This window comes from Ruegeria sp. B10, assembly GCF_056539825.1.
Window position 1 is genome coordinate 154,485 of sequence record NZ_JBQFVP010000001.1, and the last position, 17,764, is coordinate 172,248.

A 17,764-nucleotide genomic window follows, 5' to 3' on the forward strand; every position below is an offset into this window, starting at 1 on the left:
ATCAACATGAGCATCAGCGACCGCGTCATCGCAATCATTGCAGAGCAGGCCGTTCTGGAGCCATCGGATGTCACACCCGAAAGCACACTTGCGGATCTGGGCATCGACAGCCTGGGGTTGGTCGAAAGCATCTTTGCCATCGAGGAAGAGTTCGACATATCGGTTCCCTTCAACGCCAATGAGCCCGAGGCGAATGATTTCGACATCTCGAACGTAGCCGCGATTATTGCCGGCATCGAACAGCTTGTGTCGGAAAAGGTCTGACCCGAAACAATGAAACGGGTTGTCATTACCGGGGCGGGAACCATCAACTCGCTGGGTCATTCGGTCCCCGACACGCTTGAGGCCATGCGCGAAGGGCGTTGCGGTATCTCGGATCTTGAATTCCGCGATGTTGACCGTCTGGCGATCAAGATCGGCGGTCAGGTGCGGGGGTTCGAGGCCGAAGGGCGTTTTAACCGCCAGCAGATGTCTCTCTATGATCGGTTCACGCAGTTCACCCTAACGGCCGCGAAAGAGGCGATCGACCAGTCGGGCATTCAGTTCCACGGCGAGCTCGCGGCGCGTTCCGGCGTTGTTCTGGGCACGGCGGGCGGAGGTGTCTCGACCTGGGATGACAATTACCGTTCGGTCTACGAAGACGGCAAGAACCGGGTGCATCCCTTTGTTGTGCCCAAGCTGATGAATAACGCGGCGGCCAGCCATGTCTCAATGGAGCACAACCTCAAAGGTCCCAGCTTTACCGTTTCGACGGCCTGTGCATCCTCGAACCATGCCATGGCACAGGCGTTTCAGATGGTGCGCAGCGGAGCCGCGCCTGCGATGATCACCGGTGGATCGGAATCCATGCTGTGTTTCGGCGGTGTAAAGGCCTGGGAAGGTCTGCGCGTGATGTCGAAGGATGCCTGCCGCCCCTTTAGCGCCAACCGCAACGGGATGGTGCAGGGCGAGGGTGCCGGTGTCTTTGTGTTCGAGGAATACGAACATGCCCGCGCCCGCGGCGCAGATATCCTGTGTGAGGTTGTGGGATTCGCCATGTCCTCGGATGCGTCCGATATCGTGATGCCCAGCAAGCAGGGTGCCGCACGAGCGATGGCCGGCGCGTTGGCGGATGCCAAGCTGAACGCCAGCGATGTGTGCTATATCAACGCGCATGGCACAGGCACTGCGGCGAATGACAAAACAGAATGCGCCGCCGTGGCGGATGTGTTTGGACCGCATGCGGATGATCTGATGATCTCATCGACGAAATCCATGCACGGCCACTTGATCGGAGGCACCGGAGCGGTGGAGCTTTTGGCCTGCATCATGGCGCTGCGGGACGGCGTTATCGCGCCCACCATCGGTTATGAAGAACCTGACCCGGAATGTGCGCTGGACGTGGTGCCAAACGTCGCGCGTGAAGCTAAGGTCGACGTGGCGCTCAGCAATGCGTTTGCGTTTGGCGGGTTGAACGCAGTCTTGGCGCTCAAAAGCGTCTGAACTGCAAAGAAAACCACCGCCACAAAGCCGCGGCGGCGATCTCTATTCGCAGCTGACTTAGTTGACGTTAACGGCCAGCCCGTCAAAGCCCGAAGTGAAGCCCGACAGGGACATTTCCATTGTTATGACCTGATCGGGGAAGCGTGCGGGAACCAGCGAGAAGGTCGCTTTGCTGCCCGCTTTCATCGCGTCAATGTCACCCTGGCTGAGGCCCAGCTGCGCGACACAGCCAACAGGCAGACAATGGTGGTAGTTGTAGAGCTTGCGCGGTGCGCCGTCGATCGACAGGGCCAGTTGCGCTTGTAGCAGGGTCTCCAACGGTACGATTACATTGGCCCATGCAACAGCCGCTCCGCCTTCGGGCAGCTTTCCGATGGACACTTCTGCAATCGGATCACCCTGAGGGCCGTTCAAAACCTGAACGATTGCACAGGGATCTTCGCCTTCCGGCGCCTTGATGCAGGAGACATCCCAATCGCCAGATTCTTCTTTGACAAATTGCTCACCTACACGCGGGCCGGATTGGCCCAAATCGAGGCCCGCGCCCGCATCGGCCCCGGCGCCTTCAGTGGTCGTGCCTTCGGAAGTCGTTTCCTGCGCGCTAACCGCTCCACACATCAGAACGGCTGCCAGAGTATTAAACGAGAGGAGTTTCTTGAACATGAATGCCTCGGTTTGCTGTTTGTTTTGCCTCATCTAGCATCCTTCGCTGCGGCTGTCAGTCGCTAACCGAATGGCTGAGATCAATGTGAGCGTTTTCTTGGGCCAAACCCCGCTCAAGAACCAATACAGGAAAAAGAAAAGAGGGCTGGTGGAGCAGCCCTCTTCCCAAAATTTTTCTCCCCGTCGGACTGGCCGACTTAGTTATGCGCAGACGTTACGAAAGGGGGAAGCAGGGGTCAACCGCTAACAGAAAAATTTAATGCACTAATCAGCACAGTTTTAATCGTCCACTTCCGTGAAAAAAGCCGTGCCCGAAGGCACGGCCAGTCGACAGGGAGGAAGTGCCCCCTTCGCAACCCGGGGCCACAAAGGGAACGAATAGACTATGGCAGCCAAAGGTTAAGTTTGTATGCTGGTTGCGGATCAGTGAAAAAAGGCTGCAATTACATGGGTAAAGAGATTTTTCTGGGCGGTGCGGGCGAAGGATACGCAACTCCGCAGGGTCTGACGCTGAAATACGCGAACCGCCACGGGCTGATCGCGGGGGCTACGGGGACGGGCAAGACGGTCACTCTCCAGATCCTGGCCGAAGGATTTTCGCAAGCGGGCGTACCTGTTTTTCTGTCGGACGTCAAAGGAGACCTGTCAGGCTTGGCTCTGGCAGGCAGCGAAACCCATACGTTGCATCAGGCGTTTACCGAGCGCGCGGAACGGATCGGCTTTACTGATTTCTCCTACGCCGCATGTCCGGTCACATTCTGGGACCTGTTCGGCGAACAGGGTCACCCGGTCCGAACCACTGTCACCGAAATGGGCCCTCTGCTGCTGTCACGCCTTATGGAACTAAGCGAGGCACAGGAGGGGATTCTCAACATCGCGTTCCGAGTCGCTGATGAAGAAGGGATGCCGCTGCTGGATCTCAAGGATCTTCAGGCGCTTCTGGTGTGGATTGGTGAGAACAGGGCGCAGCTCTCGCTTCGCTATGGCAATGTCTCGACGGCCTCTATCGGAGCCATCCAGCGCCGTCTTCTGGTGTTGGAAAACCAAGGCGGCACCAAGCTGTTCGGAGAACCCGCGCTGGATCTGGCCGATCTGATGAGAACGGATGAAAATGGGCAGGGGATGGTGAACATACTGGCCTCGGACAAGCTGATGGGCGCGCCTCGGCTCTATGCCACGTTCCTGTTGTGGCTGCTGAGCGAACTATTCGAAGAACTGCCCGAAGTTGGTGATCCGGAGAAGCCGAAGCTGGTCTTCTTTTTCGACGAAGCGCATCTTCTGTTTGATGATGCGCCCAAGGCACTGGTCGACAAGGTCGAGCAGGTCGCGCGCCTCATCCGTTCCAAAGGGGTTGGAGTTTACTTCATTACGCAGAACCCCGCCGATATTCCCGAAGACATTTTGGGACAGTTGGGCAACCGGGTACAACACGCGCTGCGCGCCTTCACCGCGCGTGACCGCAAGAATCTGCGTATGGCGGCGGAAACCTATCGCGAGAATCCCGCCTTCGACACCGAGGCCGCGATCCGAGAGGTGGGCGTTGGTGAGGCCGTAACCTCAATGCTGCAGAAGAAAGGCGTGCCGGGGATTGTCGAGCGGACGTTGATTCGCCCTCCCGGGTCGCAGCTTGGGCCGATTTCGGGATCTGAGCGCCAGGGTATCCTGCAAGCCTCACCCATGGCGACCAAATATGACACGCCGGTCGATCGCAAATCGGCCTTTGAGATCTTGCAAGCCCGCGCTGACGCTGCCGCCCAAGAGGCCGAGGCCGCGGAGGCGGAAGAGATCATCGAACAACAATCCCCGATGGAGCGCGAATACAGCTCGGCGCGCCGGTATTCAGGTAGCCGGGTTGGGCGTTCAACGTCTCGGGTGGTGCGTAAGAAAGACACATTTGCAACGGCGATGAGTGAGGCCGTCATCAAAGAGCTGAAGGGAACAACCGGCCGTCGCATCGTGCGGGGTATTCTGGGCGGGTTGTTCCGAAATCGATGATCGGAGGCGCCCAGCACAGGGCGCCAACCGGCTTACTTCAGGCGGCGCTGGCCTTCCTGACGGCAATAGGCATCGGCTTGTTTAACCGACATCTTTGTGGCCGGGAAATCAATTGCTCGGTCCCAGGTCACACGATCATGTCGGTAAAGCTGACAGGTTACGACGCCCTGCGGAGTGTTAACCTGAACAGGAGTGGTCTCAAGGTCTTCGGGCGACGGAATACAAGCCGTCAGCGCGGCCAGAACCGGCAGCATGACAACGGCTTTGGTGATCAGTGTTTTCTTGGTCAAGTCGGATACTCTCATCAATTGAGTGCGAATGATCGTAGAGATCGGTCGGGTTTCTTCTGAGCAAAGGCCGGACCCCAAAAGTCCGAACTACGAGCGGTAGCCCCGTGTACGCGGAAACCTCTTTAGAAATCAAGAAGCCGCGCCGGATGAGGGGCGCGGCTTCTGTATTGTGATCGTGATGCGTCTATTTCTCGGGGATCAGCCCTCGGGGGCTGAATCTGAGGACAATCAGCAAGACCAGTCCCATAGTAAACAACCGCATATGCGCAGCACTTTCGATCAGATGCGCCTTCAGCGCACTTCCATCTGGCATGCCCGAGGTAATCAGGTTCATCAGCCACAGGCCCATCGGCTCGACCTGGACCCACAGGAACCAGATCAGGAACGCACCCAGCACAGCGCCAAAATTGTTGCCCGACCCACCGACGATCACCATCACCCAGACAAGGAATGTAAATCGCAGGGGGTTGTAGGTACCCGGCGTCAGCTGACCGTCCAGCGTGGTCATCATCGCGCCCGCGATACCGCAAATGGCAGAGCCAAGAACAAAGATCTGCAGGTGGCGGCGGGTGACGTCCTTGCCCATCGCCTCAGCCGCAACCTCATTGTCGCGAATGGCGCGCATCATCCGGCCCCATGGGCTTTTCAGCGCCATCTGCGCCATCCACAGCAGCACCAGCAGAACGATCAGGAACAGCAGCGAATAGCCCAGCTTGACCGAAAGGGTCGAGGCGATCACCGGATCAAGCCCCAGCCAGTCCGCCCGCGCAAGGAACGAGGGGTCTTGCTGCAGCTCAACCTCATAGCCGACCACGGGTGAAGGGCGCGGGATGCCGTAGACGTTCTTGACACCACGGGCCAGCCAGTCCTCGTTCTTCATGACGGCAATGATGATCTCGGCAATACCAAGGGTCGCAATCGCCAAATAGTCCGAACGCAAACCCAGAGCCGTCTTGCCGATCAGCCATGCGGCCCCTGCGGCCAGTAACCCTCCGGCAGGCCAGGCAAGCAAGACCGGCAGGTTCAGACCGCCAATATTGCCGGCAACGGCCGGATCAATTGCCTCGATCGCCGCGACGTTCGGGTCAAAGATCGCACGGTAAACAAAGAAACCGACGATGAGGATTCCGACGATAGCCAGCGTCCGTGCGCGTCCCTTGGGCATCTTCTGCGCAACCATGACGGTTGCAACAACTGTCGCGGCCCCCAAAAGAAGCGCCAGAATGACGCCATAGCCGCCTTCGGACCATGCTCCGGGCGTTGGTGGGGTCGAGATCAGGACAACCGCCAGCCCGCCCAAAGCCACAAAGCCCATGACGCCAACGTTGAAGAGGCCCGCAAAGCCCCATTGCAGGTTCACACCGATCGACATGATGGCCGAGATCAGCCCCATGTTCAGGATCAGGATCGCCGCGTTCCAGCTTTGCGTGAACCCGGTCAAAAGGATCAGCGCGCCAACTGTGACGAAAAGCAGGGTGTTCTTGGTGACCTCGCTCATACCGATTTTCCTTTGAACAGGCCCGTGGGCTTAAACAGAAGCACGATCAGCAGGATGGCAAAGCTGACGGCGAATTTGTAATCGGTAGAGAGGAACTGCACCAATCCCGACGGTTCCAGATTTTCCGGAGCCAGATAGGTCAGCACCTTCTTCCAAGCGTATGTGATAGTCACCTCGGAAAACGCGATGATGAAGCCACCCGCGATGGCGCCCAGAGGGTTGCCCAAACCTCCGACGATGGCTGAGGCAAAGATCGGTAGCAGAAGCTGGAAATAGACAAAGGGCTTGAAGCTCTTGTCGAGGCCATAAAGCACGCCCGCCGTGGTCGCCAGTGCGGCCACGATGATCCAGGTGATCATCACCACGCGTTCGGGGTTGATGCCGGACAGCAGCGCAAGATCCTCATTATCCGAATAGGCGCGCATTGATTTGCCGGTGCGGGTTTTGTTCAGGAACCAGAACAGGGCGGCCACAGCGATCACCGCCACAACGACCGTGATGGCCTGAGAGGTCTTGATCGCGAGCCCTTCGTTCAGCCCGGTCCATTCCTTGAAATCCCGCGCCTTGATCAGAAACCGCGCGCCGTCCGAGAACCGCTGATCGTCTGGCCCGATGATGAAGCGGACGATACCATTCATGATGAACATCACGCCCATGGACACGATCACCAGAATAACAGGTTTGGCCTTTTGTTCCCGGTAGAAGCGATAGACCAGCCGGTCGGTGATCAGCACCAGAACGATACAGCCCAGAATGGCAAAGGGCAGGGCAAGCAGAGCCGTCGGCAACGGCCCGAAACTGACCCCTGCGGCTTGCAAGCCCCACGTGACCAAAACCGCGATCATAGCGCCAAAGGCCATGGTGTCGCCATGAGCAAAGTTCGAGAACCGTAGGATGCCATAGATCAGCGTCACCCCTAAAGCCCCCAGCGCCAACTGGCTGCCATAGGCGATTGCGGGAACAAGGACGAAGTTGGAAAGCGCCACAAGGGCGTTGAGGAAGTCCATTAAAACTCCTGCTCGCATTTACCAGAGAACGCGCGTCGTCCGTTGTTAGCTTTCGTATAGTCGGCATAACGCAGCGGTTGGGTTAATAAGGTCACGGTTAGATCGGTGGTCGAAGTCTTGGTCACATACATATACTCATGTTTTTCGTCTTCGATCCGGAACGCCATCAGCAAGTCGCTTCGTGAAACGGCCGTCCACTCTTGCCCATCAGACAAGCCAATTTTGGAGGTGATATCACCGGCCTTGGCGATCTGATCGACTGAAAAGTCACCATAGTTACTTTCTATAAGCTCGGGCGGGGTGCCTAACAGCTCAAGCATGAGTTCCCCACCTTCACAGTTTTGCACGCCTGCGCAGGCCTCTTGTAGAATGCATGGCGCCGCCCAAGCCGTACTGCACATTGAGGCAAATGCGATCGTCATTGCGGACCTCACCTCACCCCCCCAAGAAACTCTTACGCACTTCGGGATCGGCCAGAAGTTCCTTGCCCGTACCGGTATAGGCGTTCCGCCCCTGAACCAGCACATATCCCTTGTCCGCGATCTCCAAGGCCTGACGGGCATTCTGTTCGACCATCAGGATCGGCAACCCGGTGCGCGAGACCTCGATGATCCGATCAAACAACTCATCCATCACGATGGGCGAAACACCGGCAGTCGGTTCATCCAGCATCAGCACTTTCGGCTGAGTCATCAAAGCGCGGCCCACGGCGACCTGCTGGCGCTGACCGCCTGACAGTTCTCCGGCCGCCTGATGGCGTTTGTCGCGCAGGATGGGGAACAGCTCATAGACCTGCTCCATCGTGTCCGAGAAATCGTCTCGGCGGATAAAGGCACCCATCTCAAGGTTCTCTTCCACCGTCATCGAGGTGAAGATGTTTGAAGTCTGCGGCACAAAACCCATCCCACGCATTACCCGATCCTGCGGCGTAAGCGCGGTGATATCCTCGCCGTCCAACCGAACCGCGCCCGAGCGCACATCCAGCATGCCGAATACGGCCTTCATCGCAGTGGACTTGCCCGCACCATTGGGCCCGACGATGACCGCAATCTCACCCCGGTCGACGGCGATGGTGCAGTCGTGCAGAATGTCCGGCCCCTTGCCGTAGCCACCCGTCATCGTGTCGCCGATCAGAAATGGCCCACCATCGACCTTTTGTGTCGCGCCGCTTTTGCGATGGGCCGGGGTCATGGTGCCGACGCCATGCGTGTTCGTGATCGACGCGTCCTTGTTGCCTTTGTCGTCGTGATAAGGATTATCGCTCACGCCCCGGCCTCCAGCTTGTCTTTGTTTTTCAGGCCGGTGCCCAGATAGGCCTCGATCACGTGTTCATTGGCTTTGATCTCGTCCAGGGTTCCCTCGGCCAGCACCTTGCCCTCGGCCATACAGATGACCGGATCGCAGATTTTGCCGATGAAATCCATGTCATGCTCGATGACGACGAAAGTATAGCCCCGTTCCTTGTTCAGACGCAGGATCGTGTCGCCAATGGTCATCAGCAGGGTACGGTTCACACCCGCGCCAACCTCATCCAGAAACACGATCTTGGCGTCGACCATCATGGTGCGACCAAGCTCCAGCAACTTCTTCTGTCCACCCGAGACCTGACCCGCCTTATGGTCGGCCAGATGCTCGATTGTCAGGAACTCCAGTACCTCATCAGCCTTGGCCCGAAGCGCGCGTTCCTCATCAGCAATCCGTTTGCGACCGAACCATGTGTTCCAAAGCGATTCCCCGGATTGCGCGCCGGGCACCATCATCAGGTTCTCGCGGCAGGTCATTGACGAGAACTCATGCGCGATCTGGAAGGTACGCAGCAGGCCCTTGTGAAACAGCTCATGCGGGGGCAGGCCGGTGATATCCTCACCATCCATCACCACCTTGCCGCTGGTCGGCGGCAAGACACCCGCGATCACATTGAACAAAGTGGTTTTTCCGGCCCCGTTCGGTCCGATCAGACCGGTGATCGAGCCCTTTTGGATTTCCAGCGATGCCCCGTCCACCGCATGAAACCCGCCGAAATGCTTATGCACGTCTTCGACGACGATCATCTTTTCCCCTAGCCGCCGTTTTCCGGCGTTGTTGCCACATCCCTGTACGAATGGTGCGGGCTTTTGTCATTGAAACAGCCCGGACACAAGGCCCGGGCTGCTTGTTTTTATGACTGTTAACCTTGGATCAACGGAAGTTGACGGTTTTGTTCTCGCCGTCGGTAACTTCGATCTCACGGTAGGATCCCGCGCTTTCACCGGGGCCGATCAACTCAACACCGGAGGCACCGACATAGTCGATCTCCTGACCGGCAGCGAGCAGTTCCAGACCCTTGGCCAGTTCACCCGGGTAGATCTTCTCACCAGGTTCGTTGGCGACGTCCATGATCTTGGAGCCATAGTCCGCCGGGTTGGTCGAACCTGCGGCCTGCATGGCCAGCATGAACAAGGCAGCAGCGTCATAGGATTCAGGCGAGTAGGGCGACGAGCCGTCGAAACCCACCGCTTCGGCCATGGCAAAGTACTTCTCAGCACCTTCACCACCCGAACCGGCGATCTGACCGAACGAGCCGTTCAGGTCCGGACCGACATTGGCAGGCAGCGAGTCTCCGATCATGCCGCCGGGCAGACCGAACGTGTCGAACGCTCCGCTGTCCAGAGCCGACTGGATGATGCCCAGACCACCTTGGTCCAGATACCCTGCAACGACCAGAATGTCGCCACCGGCTGAGGCCAGCGCGCCAACTTCAGCTGAGTAGTCGGCCTTCCCGTCTTCGTGCGCTGCGACGATGGTGACTTCGCCACCCGAGGCCTCGAACGACGACTGGATCGCATCCGCCAGACCCTTGCCGTAGTCGTTGTTGGTGTAGGTCAGAGCGATCGAGCTGATGCCGCGATCGTTCAGGATGTCGGCCATCACCTGACCTTCACGCGCATCCGACGGCGCGGTGCGGAAGAACAGGCCGTTGTCTTCCATGGTCGACAGACCGGGCGAGGTGGCCGATGGCGAGATCATCACCATGCCATTCGGAATCGCGACGTTCTGCAGGATCGCGCCGGTGACGCCCGAGCAGTCACCGCCGATGATGCCAGCAACACCGTCTGCGATCATGCGCTCGCCGTTCGACGTGGACAGGCCGTTGTCGATACAACCGGTATCCGCGCGTGTTGCGGTCACGGTTGCTCCGTCTAGTAGCTTGCCGGATTCGGTGACTTCGGCCATCGCCATCTCGGCGCCGGAACCCATAGCAGGCGCCAGCGATTCAATCGGGCCGGTAAAGCCGAACAGAACGCCCAGCTTGACGTCTTCGGCCATTGCGGTACCCGCCAGCAGAGCGGAGGCTGCAGTTGCAGTCAGCAGCTTTTTCATATGGTTACTCCCTATTGTGAACGTATTCGTTCTGCGCATGACCCTAGGCAAGCAATCCGGAAAAGAAAAGTCCTAACGCAATCGTGTTTTTGCGCTCCATAATCCTATTTGTTCTCATGGTGATAACGCTGTCAGTCCGAAAGGAAGACCCATGACGCACAGAGCCTTTGCGATTCTTGCCTTGATGATCAGCGCAGGTCTTGCCTGCGCTGAGGAGCTTGAGACATCCCAAGGTCCGGTTCAGATCGAGCCGATGATCGAGGGACTGGATGCGCCCTGGGCTGTAGGCATCCTACCCGATGGATCGTTTTTGGTGACCGAACGGGATGGCGATGTGCTTTATGTGTCGGACGGGAAACCTCAAAAAGTGAAGGGGGTTCCGAAAGTGGCCGCCAGAGGGCAGGGCGGCTTGCTGGACGTGACCATCGCGAGGGACTTCCCACAGACGCGCGAGGTTTTTCTGACCTTCTCGAAACCTCAGAGCACTGGAGCTGGCACCGCGCTGGCCGTCGCGCGACTGTCGGAGAACGGCAAACGCCTGACCAACACGCGTATCCTGTTCGAGGCCACGCCGGGAGGCTCGGGCGGGCGTCACTTTGGCTCCCGGGTGGTTGAGGCGGAAGACGGCAGTTTGTTTGTCACCATCGGGGATCGGGGGGATCGACCGCAGGCTCAGGACCGCTCAAACACTATCGGGTCGATTATCCGCATTAATCGGGATGGCTCGGTTCCTGCAGACAACCCGTTTGTCGGGCAGGCGAATATTCGGCCCGAGATCTGGTCCTACGGTCACCGCAACCCTCAGGGTGCCGATCTGGATGCTCAGGGGCGTCTTTGGACGTCTGAACATGGCGCGCGCGGAGGGGATGAGGTCAACCTCTTGCAACCGGGGCTGAACTACGGTTGGCCCGTCATTTCTTATGGCAAGCACTACTCGGGCAAGGCGATAGGCGAAGGCACTGCCAAAGAAGGGATGGAACAGCCGCGCCACTATTGGGACCCCTCCATCGCGCCCTCGGGCTTGATGGTCTATTCCGGTGCGCTCTGGCCGGAATGGAAAGGCGACATCTTCGTGGGATCGCTGAAGTTTGACTATATCTCCCGGCTGGACGGCAACCCGTTGCGCGAGGTCGAACAAATCAAAGGCCCCGAAACAGAGCGGGTCCGGGACATCGTTGAGGCCCCGGACGGGTCGATCTGGTTCATTTCCGTAGGCAATGGAGCGGTTTTCCGGCTTTCCCCGGATAGGTAGATCAGTGCTCGCCCTCCTTGACTGATGTCCAGAAACCGAGCTTGATTCTGCGCTAAGAAACCATCTGAGGGTACGGTCCATTGTGCGACTTTTCGATTGAAATGTGTGACAGGCTGCCAGATCAGGGTGAGTTGAACGGCATCCTGTCCCAATATTATGCGTTGATCGTTGAGCGCATGACGGCCATGGGGTTTGACATCCATCCGGCTGCGCCGCAAAGCGCGCTGGCCGAGTTTTGGGCACACTCAGAGGACTATCTGCCGCCAAACGGGTGCCTGGTTCTGACGCGAGACAGCACGGGTAAGATCATCGGCTGTGGCATGATGAAACGGCTGGATCAGGACACCGGCGAATTGAAACGCGTGTTCGTGACCGAAACCGCGCGCGGCACAGGTGCGGGGCGTGCCATGATACAAGCCCGAGAGGAGGCGGCCCGCACACTGGGGTTAAAACGCCTTGTGGCTGACACACTTACTCCGAATGTCGAAATGAGGGACCTGTATCCGAAACTGGGATTTGTCGAACTGTCCGAACCCATTGAGACGACGACCTATCTGGATCAGCCCATGCTCAGGCCCCATCTGCACTATTTTGCAAAAACTCTTTAGCCCGCGTCAGACGGACAGCCGCCCCGATTGAGCCCCACGCTCACGGTAAGGCGTGGTGTTGTAATGCGCCCGGTAGCATTTCGAGAAATGGCTCGGAGAGGCAAATCCGCAGGCCAGAGCTACGTTGATCACGCTCATATCCGTCTGCATCAGCAGGTTGCGGGCTTTGTGCAAACGCAACTCCATGTAGTACCGCTTGGGTGAGCGGCTCAGGTAGCGACGGAACAGACGCTCCAGTTGACGGGTCGACATGCCGACATCCTTGGCCAGAATCGAAGGCGAGATCGGCTCTTCAATGTTCTTTTCCATCATCAGAATGACCTGGCTCAGCTTTGGATGCCGGACCCCAATTCGGGTGGGCGTAGACAAGCGCTGTGTGTCCTGATCTGTGCGGATCGAAGAATAGATCATCTGATCGGCCACGGCGCTGGCCAGACCCTCGCCATAGTCATTCGCGATCAGTTTCAGCATAAGATCAATGGATGAGGTGCCCCCCGCGGTGGTCATCCGGTTGCCGTCGACCTGAAACACGGATTTGGTCAGTTCCACATTGTCGAACTCTTCAATGAAGCTGTCCGAGTTTTCCCAGTGGATGGTCGCTCGCTTACCCTCCAGCAGCCCCGCCTTGGCAAGCGAATAGGCAGCCGTACACAAGCCACCGATCCGCAGCCCTTTGCGGGCCTCGCGCCGCATCCAGTTCAGGATCTTCTTGGTGGTTGCGGTTTTTACCTCGACCCCGCCACAGATCAGAACGATGTCATCGCGCTGCAGCTCGATCAGGTCCTGATCCAGCTTGAAAGTCGTACCTGCCGAACAGGTAATTGTATCGCCACCTTCACCGATCAAAGACCATGTATAGACAGGCTTATCAGCCATCCGATTGGCAATGCGCAGGCTGTCCAGAGCCGACGCAAAGGACAAAAGCGAAAATCCATCCAATAAGACGAATACAAAATTGATCGGCTTGTCGACGTTACCGTCGACTTTGACAACTTGGCGTTGTTCTTGCATGGGTTTTTGTCCTTGATTCGGTGGCCGATGCGCCTTGGGCGCGCATGATTTGACAGATACCATGATCAAAGCTTGTTTACGACGTCAAGAGCCGCAAATCGGATATGGTCTCTCTTCCCGGCTTTTTGTATAGAGACCACCTGAATACTATCAGCGGAGATCAAGGCTATGACCGAATGGCAAAAATCGAACTGGCGCAACAAGCCCCGGGTTCAGATGCCAGACTATACCGACGCGGCCGCGCTGGCCAAAGTCGAGGCGCAGCTTTCGCAGTATCCCCCGCTGGTCTTTGCCGGTGAGGCGCGGCGTCTCAAGCAACATTTGGGTGCCGCCGGTCGCGGCGAGGCTTTCCTGTTGCAGGGCGGGGATTGTGCTGAAAGCTTTGAACAATTCAGCGCGGATGCGATCCGTGACACGTTCAAAGTGATGCTGCAAATGGCGATGGTTCTGACCTATGGCGCCAAAGTGCCGGTGGTCAAAGTGGGCCGCATGGCCGGCCAGTTTGCCAAACCGCGCAGCGCACCGACCGAAGTTGTGGATGGCGTTGAGCTGCCCAGCTACCGCGGTGACATTATCAACGAGTTGGACTTCACACCCGAGGCGCGGATTCCGAATCCGTCCAAGATGCTGCAGGCCTACACGCAGGCAGCCGCCACGCTGAACCTGCTACGTGCGTTCTCGACCGGTGGTTTCGCCGACATGAGCCGCGTGCATTCCTGGACTCTGGGCTTCACGGATGAACAGGACGTTCAGAAATACTCCGAGATCGCCGACCGCATTCAGGACACGATCGACTTCATGGGCGCGGCAGGCATCACCGCCGAAACAACGCATGAGTTCTCGACCGTTGAGTTCTATACCAGCCACGAAGGGCTGCTGCTGGAATATGAAGAGGCGCTGACGCGTCTGGATTCGACATCGGGCAACTGGTTGGCAGGCTCGGGTCACATGATCTGGATCGGCGACCGCACCCGTCAACCCGACGGCGCACATGTGGAATTCTGCCGTGGCGTTCAGAACCCGATTGGTCTGAAATGTGGTCCGACGACCACCGCCGAAGACCTCAAGGTTCTGATGGCCAAGCTGAACCCCGAAAACGAAGAGGGTCGCCTAACACTGATCGCTCGCTTCGGTGCAGGCAAGGCGGGTGAGCATCTGCCGCGTCTGGTGAAAGCAGTCAAGGAAGAGGGTGCCAAGGTCACTTGGGTCTGCGACCCGATGCACGGCAACACGATCAAATCGGCCACCGGGTACAAAACCCGCCCGTTCGATTCGGTCCTGCGCGAAGTGCGCGACTTCTTTGGCGTTCATCAGGCAGAAGGTACCATCCCCGGCGGTGTGCATTTCGAGATGACCGGTCTGGACGTCACTGAATGCACAGGTGGCGTACGTGCCGTGACCGAAGAAGACCTCTCGGACCGGTACCACACTGCGTGCGACCCGCGTCTGAACGCGTCGCAATCGCTGGAGCTGGCCTTCCTCGTCGCCGAAGAACTGACCAACCTGCGCCGCGACCGCACCAAGCGCGAAGCAAGCTAAGGTTCGAACAATCAAAGAAAACGGCGGGTCCTTGGCCCGCCGTTTTTCTTTGGGTCAGTCGTCGCGCGATGCAACCAGCCTGAGGTGCCCTTTGGGGCGCTTGAACTCTGCCTCGTCCTCGGCAAAGCCCTCAGCAAAACCGTCTGTGACTTCCAGCTTTGGCTTGGCCGGGGCCTGAACCTCGCTAACCGGCTTGATCCGAGTGTCTTGGATCGAGAAGCGGCGCGGGGTCGCTCCGATCGCGCCGTCACTGACCATGACGCCCATGACGCGGCTGACATCTCCCAGATCGCTTTTCAGCGGCAAAAGCAGCATACGCGCCTGCATCCGGGCGCTCCCGAACGCGCCGCTCGACACCATATCCAATTCGGCAATGGCTGGGTTGGCGAAGACCTGCTCCAGAACATTCGTGGCGGTCTTACGCGCCTCGGGGTCGAAAAACGCGGTCAGAGGCATGCCGCGCACTTCCATCCCGGCCAGCTTGTTCAGGTGGCTGCCCGCGAGGCGAAACCGGGCCAGACCGGGAGCAATCCGCTCAAGGATGAAGGTATATTCCAGGATATTCTCAAGCCCGCGCGGATCAATCTGCGACCGCATGGGCACCCCATTGCCGTCAAGCAACGCGGTCCAGTAGGCTTCGGCCTGACGGATCGGTGAGAGGCTGCGCCCGCTGTCAAAGCGATCCATTGCGACAATCTTTCCAAGTTTGGACTTCGAGCCAGTCCCAAAAAAGGTTTTCATTTTCATCACCCTAGCGCCTAATCACCGTCATTTTCATAAAATGCAACATATCGGAGGCATTTTCGGCCGAACGACCGAGCTAGAGACATGATTGACACGGGTTGAGTCAATTTTGGAGTAATTCTTTAACGAATGGTTAACTTCTGTCGGACAGAGGCGGTCTCAGCAAACTCTTGCCCTGCACCGGGCAATGGCATTAGGTGCGGCAGACACGAAGACTGACAGCGATGGAAAGGGCAGTGATGATCAAATCCATGACCGGGTTCGCCTCGGGCAAGGGAGAGTTCGGCCCCCATAGCTGGACATGGGAGCTGCGCAGCGTGAACGGCAAGGGGCTGGACATACGCATTCGCGTGCCCGACTGGCTGACAGGGCTTGAGGCCGCGTTGCGGGCCGTTCTGTCCAAATCGCTGAGCCGGGGCAATGTAACCCTGTCGTTGCGGATCAGCCGGGACGAATCCCAGCCGGATCTGGCGTTAAATTCGATTGCCATGTCGGCGGCCTTGGATGCCTTGCAACAGACACAGGCCATGGCCGAGGCAAGGGGGATTGCACTGGCCCCCTCCAAGGCGAGTGACCTACTGACCCTCAAAGGCATGCTGGATGCAGGTGCCGAGGCCGACGATCCGGCGCCGCTGGTCGCGCAGATGACTACCGAATTCACTCCACTCTTGGCGGCGTTTCTCGACATGCGTCAGACCGAGGGCGAAGCTCTGGCCGCGATCCTGGCGTCTCAACTGGATCAGGTCGCGGAGTTAACCGCGAAGGCCGCCGAACTGGCCAAACAGCGCAAGGACAAGATGGCCGAGGCGCTGCGCGAAAACCTCGCCCGCGTGCTGGACAACGCCCAAGGGGTCGAACCTGAGAGAGTGGCGCAAGAACTCGCCCTGATCGCCGTCAAGGCAGATATAACCGAAGAAATCGACCGTCTCAGCGCCCATGTCACCGCCGCGCGGGACCTTCTGGCGCAGGATGGCGCCGTTGGCCGCAAGTTGGATTTCCTGATGCAGGAGTTCAACCGCGAGGCCAACACCCTTTGCTCCAAGGCGCAAAGCGCTGATCTGACCTCGGTCGGGTTGGAGTTGAAAGCGGTGATCGACCAGATGCGCGAGCAGGTACAAAACGTTGAATAACAGTAGGAAGAACTGACATGGCAGATCGCCGCGGCCTCCTTATCATCCTGTCCTCCCCTTCGGGCGCGGGTAAATCCACCTTGGCCCGCAGATTGATGGCCTGGGACACCGACCTCGAATTCTCGATCTCGGCCACAACCCGCGAACCACGTCCGGGTGAGGAACATGGCCGCGAATACTACTTCTTGTCGGAAGACGAGTTCAAACAGCAGGTGGCCGATGGGCAAATGCTGGAACACGCTCATGTCTTCGGCAACTTCTATGGCTCACCCGCCGGCCCGGTGCGCGAGTCCATCGAATCCGGCAAGGATGTCTTGTTCGACGTGGACTGGCAGGGCGAGGTGCAGATCCGCAACTCGGACCTCGGCAAACACGCGCTGTCGATCTTCATCCTGCCGCCTTCGATCCCCGAATTGCGTCGCAGATTGGAAAGCCGGGCTCAGGACAGCGCTGATGTGATCGGCAAGCGCATGCTGAAAAGCTGGGATGAGATCAGCCACTGGGGATATTATGACTATGTGCTGGTGAATGACGATCTGGATTCGACAGAGGAAAAGCTGAAGACCATCGTCAGCGCCGAACGTATGCGTCGTATTCAGCAACCGAAACTGCAAAACCACGTCCGCACCCTGCAGATGGAATTCGAGGAGCAGTCATGACGATCTACGCGCTGGGAGATCACACGCCCCGGATCCACGAAGACACTTGGGTCGCACCGGACGCCAATCTGATCGGCAAGGTGGTGCTGGAAGAGGGCGCCTCGGTCTGGTTTGGCTGCACGATCCGGGCGGATCACGAAGAAATCCGCGTCGGCGCGGGCAGCAATGTGCAAGAGAACTGCGTCATGCATATCGACGCGGGTTTTCCGCTGACCATCGGGGCGAATTGCACAATCGGACATAAGGTTATGCTGCATGGCTGCACGATCGGGGAGAACTCTCTGATTGGAATGGGGGCGATCATTCTGAACGGGGCTAAGATCGGCAAGAACTGCCTGATCGGAGCAGGGGCGCTGATCACGGAAAACAAAGAGATCCCCGACAACTCGCTTGTCATGGGGTTTCCGGGTAAGGTGGTTCGCCAGCTGGATGAGGCCGCGGCCCAGCGGATCACGCTCAGCGCGCTGCACTATCAGCAGAACATGCGCAAATTCAGGGACACCCTGAAACCGTTGGCTTAAGTGGC

At 58.3% G+C, this 17,764-nt stretch carries 19 protein-coding genes; 9 read left to right on the forward strand and 10 right to left on the reverse strand.

Annotation, left to right across the window (positions count from 1 at the left end; genetic code table 11):
- Positions 1-6 precede the first annotated feature (6 nt).
- Complete coding sequence (locus ACR0J4_RS00770) at positions 7-264, forward strand: acyl carrier protein (RefSeq protein ID WP_170641583.1); 258 nt, start codon at positions 7-9, stop codon at positions 262-264.
- A gap of 9 nt (positions 265-273) precedes the next feature.
- Complete coding sequence (locus tag ACR0J4_RS00775; RefSeq protein WP_170479505.1) at positions 274-1,482, forward strand: beta-ketoacyl-[acyl-carrier-protein] synthase family protein; 1,209 nt, start codon at positions 274-276, stop codon at positions 1,480-1,482.
- Between the two features lie 57 nt (positions 1,483-1,539).
- Here the strand turns inward: ACR0J4_RS00775 and ACR0J4_RS00780 are convergent, their stop codons facing one another.
- A complete protein-coding gene (locus ACR0J4_RS00780) occupies positions 1,540-2,145 on the reverse strand; it encodes an invasion associated locus B family protein (protein WP_170641586.1) in 606 nt (201 codons plus the stop codon).
- Positions 2,146-2,592: 447 nt separating this feature from the next.
- Here ACR0J4_RS00780 and ACR0J4_RS00785 point away from each other — a divergent pair, with 447 nt between their 5' ends.
- Positions 2,593-4,140: a helicase HerA-like domain-containing protein gene (locus ACR0J4_RS00785; RefSeq protein WP_170641588.1), complete on the forward strand. Its 1,548-nt coding sequence runs from the start codon at positions 2,593-2,595 to the stop codon at positions 4,138-4,140.
- 32 nt (positions 4,141-4,172) lie between these two features.
- On the opposite strand, the gene ACR0J4_RS00790 is transcribed toward ACR0J4_RS00785, so the two are convergent.
- The 7 genes from ACR0J4_RS00790 to ACR0J4_RS00820 all read right to left on the reverse strand — a co-directional run bounded on the left by ACR0J4_RS00790 (position 4,173) and on the right by ACR0J4_RS00820 (position 10,295).
- Positions 4,173-4,430 (reverse strand): hypothetical protein, encoded by a 258-nt coding sequence (locus ACR0J4_RS00790; RefSeq protein WP_425082780.1) that lies wholly within the window; start codon positions 4,428-4,430, stop codon positions 4,173-4,175.
- Positions 4,431-4,614: 184 nt separating this feature from the next.
- Entirely contained in the window at positions 4,615-5,928 is a 1,314-nt protein-coding gene (locus tag ACR0J4_RS00795; RefSeq protein ID WP_170548748.1) for a branched-chain amino acid ABC transporter permease, read from the reverse strand.
- Positions 5,925-6,935 (reverse strand): branched-chain amino acid ABC transporter permease, encoded by a 1,011-nt coding sequence (locus tag ACR0J4_RS00800; protein WP_170638716.1) that lies wholly within the window; start codon positions 6,933-6,935, stop codon positions 5,925-5,927. The genes ACR0J4_RS00795 and ACR0J4_RS00800 overlap by 4 nt, the downstream gene beginning before the upstream one ends.
- Positions 6,935-7,357 (reverse strand): hypothetical protein, encoded by a 423-nt coding sequence (locus ACR0J4_RS00805; RefSeq protein ID WP_170641589.1) that lies wholly within the window; start codon positions 7,355-7,357, stop codon positions 6,935-6,937. The genes ACR0J4_RS00800 and ACR0J4_RS00805 overlap by 1 nt, the downstream gene beginning before the upstream one ends.
- A gap of 13 nt (positions 7,358-7,370) precedes the next feature.
- The gene (locus ACR0J4_RS00810) at positions 7,371-8,201 is read right to left on the reverse strand and encodes an ABC transporter ATP-binding protein (RefSeq protein ID WP_170466965.1); all 831 of its coding nucleotides are present in this window, start codon (positions 8,199-8,201) and stop codon (positions 7,371-7,373) included.
- Complete coding sequence (locus ACR0J4_RS00815) at positions 8,198-8,986, reverse strand: ABC transporter ATP-binding protein (protein WP_170458187.1); 789 nt, start codon at positions 8,984-8,986, stop codon at positions 8,198-8,200. The genes ACR0J4_RS00810 and ACR0J4_RS00815 overlap by 4 nt, the downstream gene beginning before the upstream one ends.
- A 127-nt stretch (positions 8,987-9,113) precedes the next feature.
- Positions 9,114-10,295, reverse strand: coding sequence for an ABC transporter substrate-binding protein (locus tag ACR0J4_RS00820; RefSeq protein WP_170641591.1), 1,182 nt, complete (start codon positions 10,293-10,295; stop codon positions 9,114-9,116).
- 151 nt (positions 10,296-10,446) lie between these two features.
- On the opposite strand from ACR0J4_RS00820, the gene ACR0J4_RS00825 reads away from it, so the two are divergent.
- Together ACR0J4_RS00825 and ACR0J4_RS00830 are read left to right on the forward strand one after the other, a co-directional pair.
- Positions 10,447-11,547 (forward strand): PQQ-dependent sugar dehydrogenase, encoded by a 1,101-nt coding sequence (locus ACR0J4_RS00825; RefSeq protein WP_170641593.1) that lies wholly within the window; start codon positions 10,447-10,449, stop codon positions 11,545-11,547.
- A gap of 101 nt (positions 11,548-11,648) precedes the next feature.
- On the forward strand, positions 11,649-12,155 hold the full coding sequence (locus ACR0J4_RS00830; protein ID WP_170641595.1) for a GNAT family N-acetyltransferase: 507 nt from the start codon (positions 11,649-11,651) through the stop codon (positions 12,153-12,155).
- A 6-nt stretch (positions 12,156-12,161) separates the two neighbouring features.
- Here ACR0J4_RS00830 and ACR0J4_RS00835 read toward each other — a convergent pair whose 3' ends face one another.
- On the reverse strand, positions 12,162-13,166 hold the full coding sequence (locus ACR0J4_RS00835) for a GlxA family transcriptional regulator (protein WP_170548735.1): 1,005 nt from the start codon (positions 13,164-13,166) through the stop codon (positions 12,162-12,164).
- A 168-nt stretch (positions 13,167-13,334) separates the two neighbouring features.
- Here ACR0J4_RS00835 and ACR0J4_RS00840 point away from each other — a divergent pair, with 168 nt between their 5' ends.
- Positions 13,335-14,705, forward strand: coding sequence for a class II 3-deoxy-7-phosphoheptulonate synthase (locus ACR0J4_RS00840; RefSeq protein ID WP_170548732.1), 1,371 nt, complete (start codon positions 13,335-13,337; stop codon positions 14,703-14,705).
- 54 nt (positions 14,706-14,759) lie between these two features.
- Here ACR0J4_RS00840 and ACR0J4_RS00845 read toward each other — a convergent pair whose 3' ends face one another.
- Complete coding sequence (locus ACR0J4_RS00845) at positions 14,760-15,446, reverse strand: PAS domain-containing protein (protein WP_170548729.1); 687 nt, start codon at positions 15,444-15,446, stop codon at positions 14,760-14,762.
- Positions 15,447-15,688: 242 nt separating this feature from the next.
- Here ACR0J4_RS00845 and ACR0J4_RS00850 point away from each other — a divergent pair, with 242 nt between their 5' ends.
- From ACR0J4_RS00850 to ACR0J4_RS00860, 3 genes are read left to right on the forward strand one after another with little or no spacing between them, the layout of a single operon-like run.
- The gene (locus ACR0J4_RS00850) at positions 15,689-16,579 is read left to right on the forward strand and encodes a YicC/YloC family endoribonuclease (RefSeq protein ID WP_170641597.1); all 891 of its coding nucleotides are present in this window, start codon (positions 15,689-15,691) and stop codon (positions 16,577-16,579) included.
- Positions 16,580-16,596: 17 nt separating this feature from the next.
- Positions 16,597-17,238, forward strand: coding sequence for a guanylate kinase (gene gmk, locus ACR0J4_RS00855; protein ID WP_170487126.1), 642 nt, complete (start codon positions 16,597-16,599; stop codon positions 17,236-17,238).
- Positions 17,235-17,759 carry a gamma carbonic anhydrase family protein gene (locus tag ACR0J4_RS00860; RefSeq protein ID WP_170641599.1) on the forward strand — a complete coding sequence of 175 codons (525 nt, stop codon included), beginning with the start codon at positions 17,235-17,237 and terminating at the stop codon, positions 17,757-17,759. Before gmk ends, ACR0J4_RS00860 begins: the two co-directional genes overlap by 4 nt.
- Positions 17,760-17,764 lie beyond the last annotated feature (5 nt).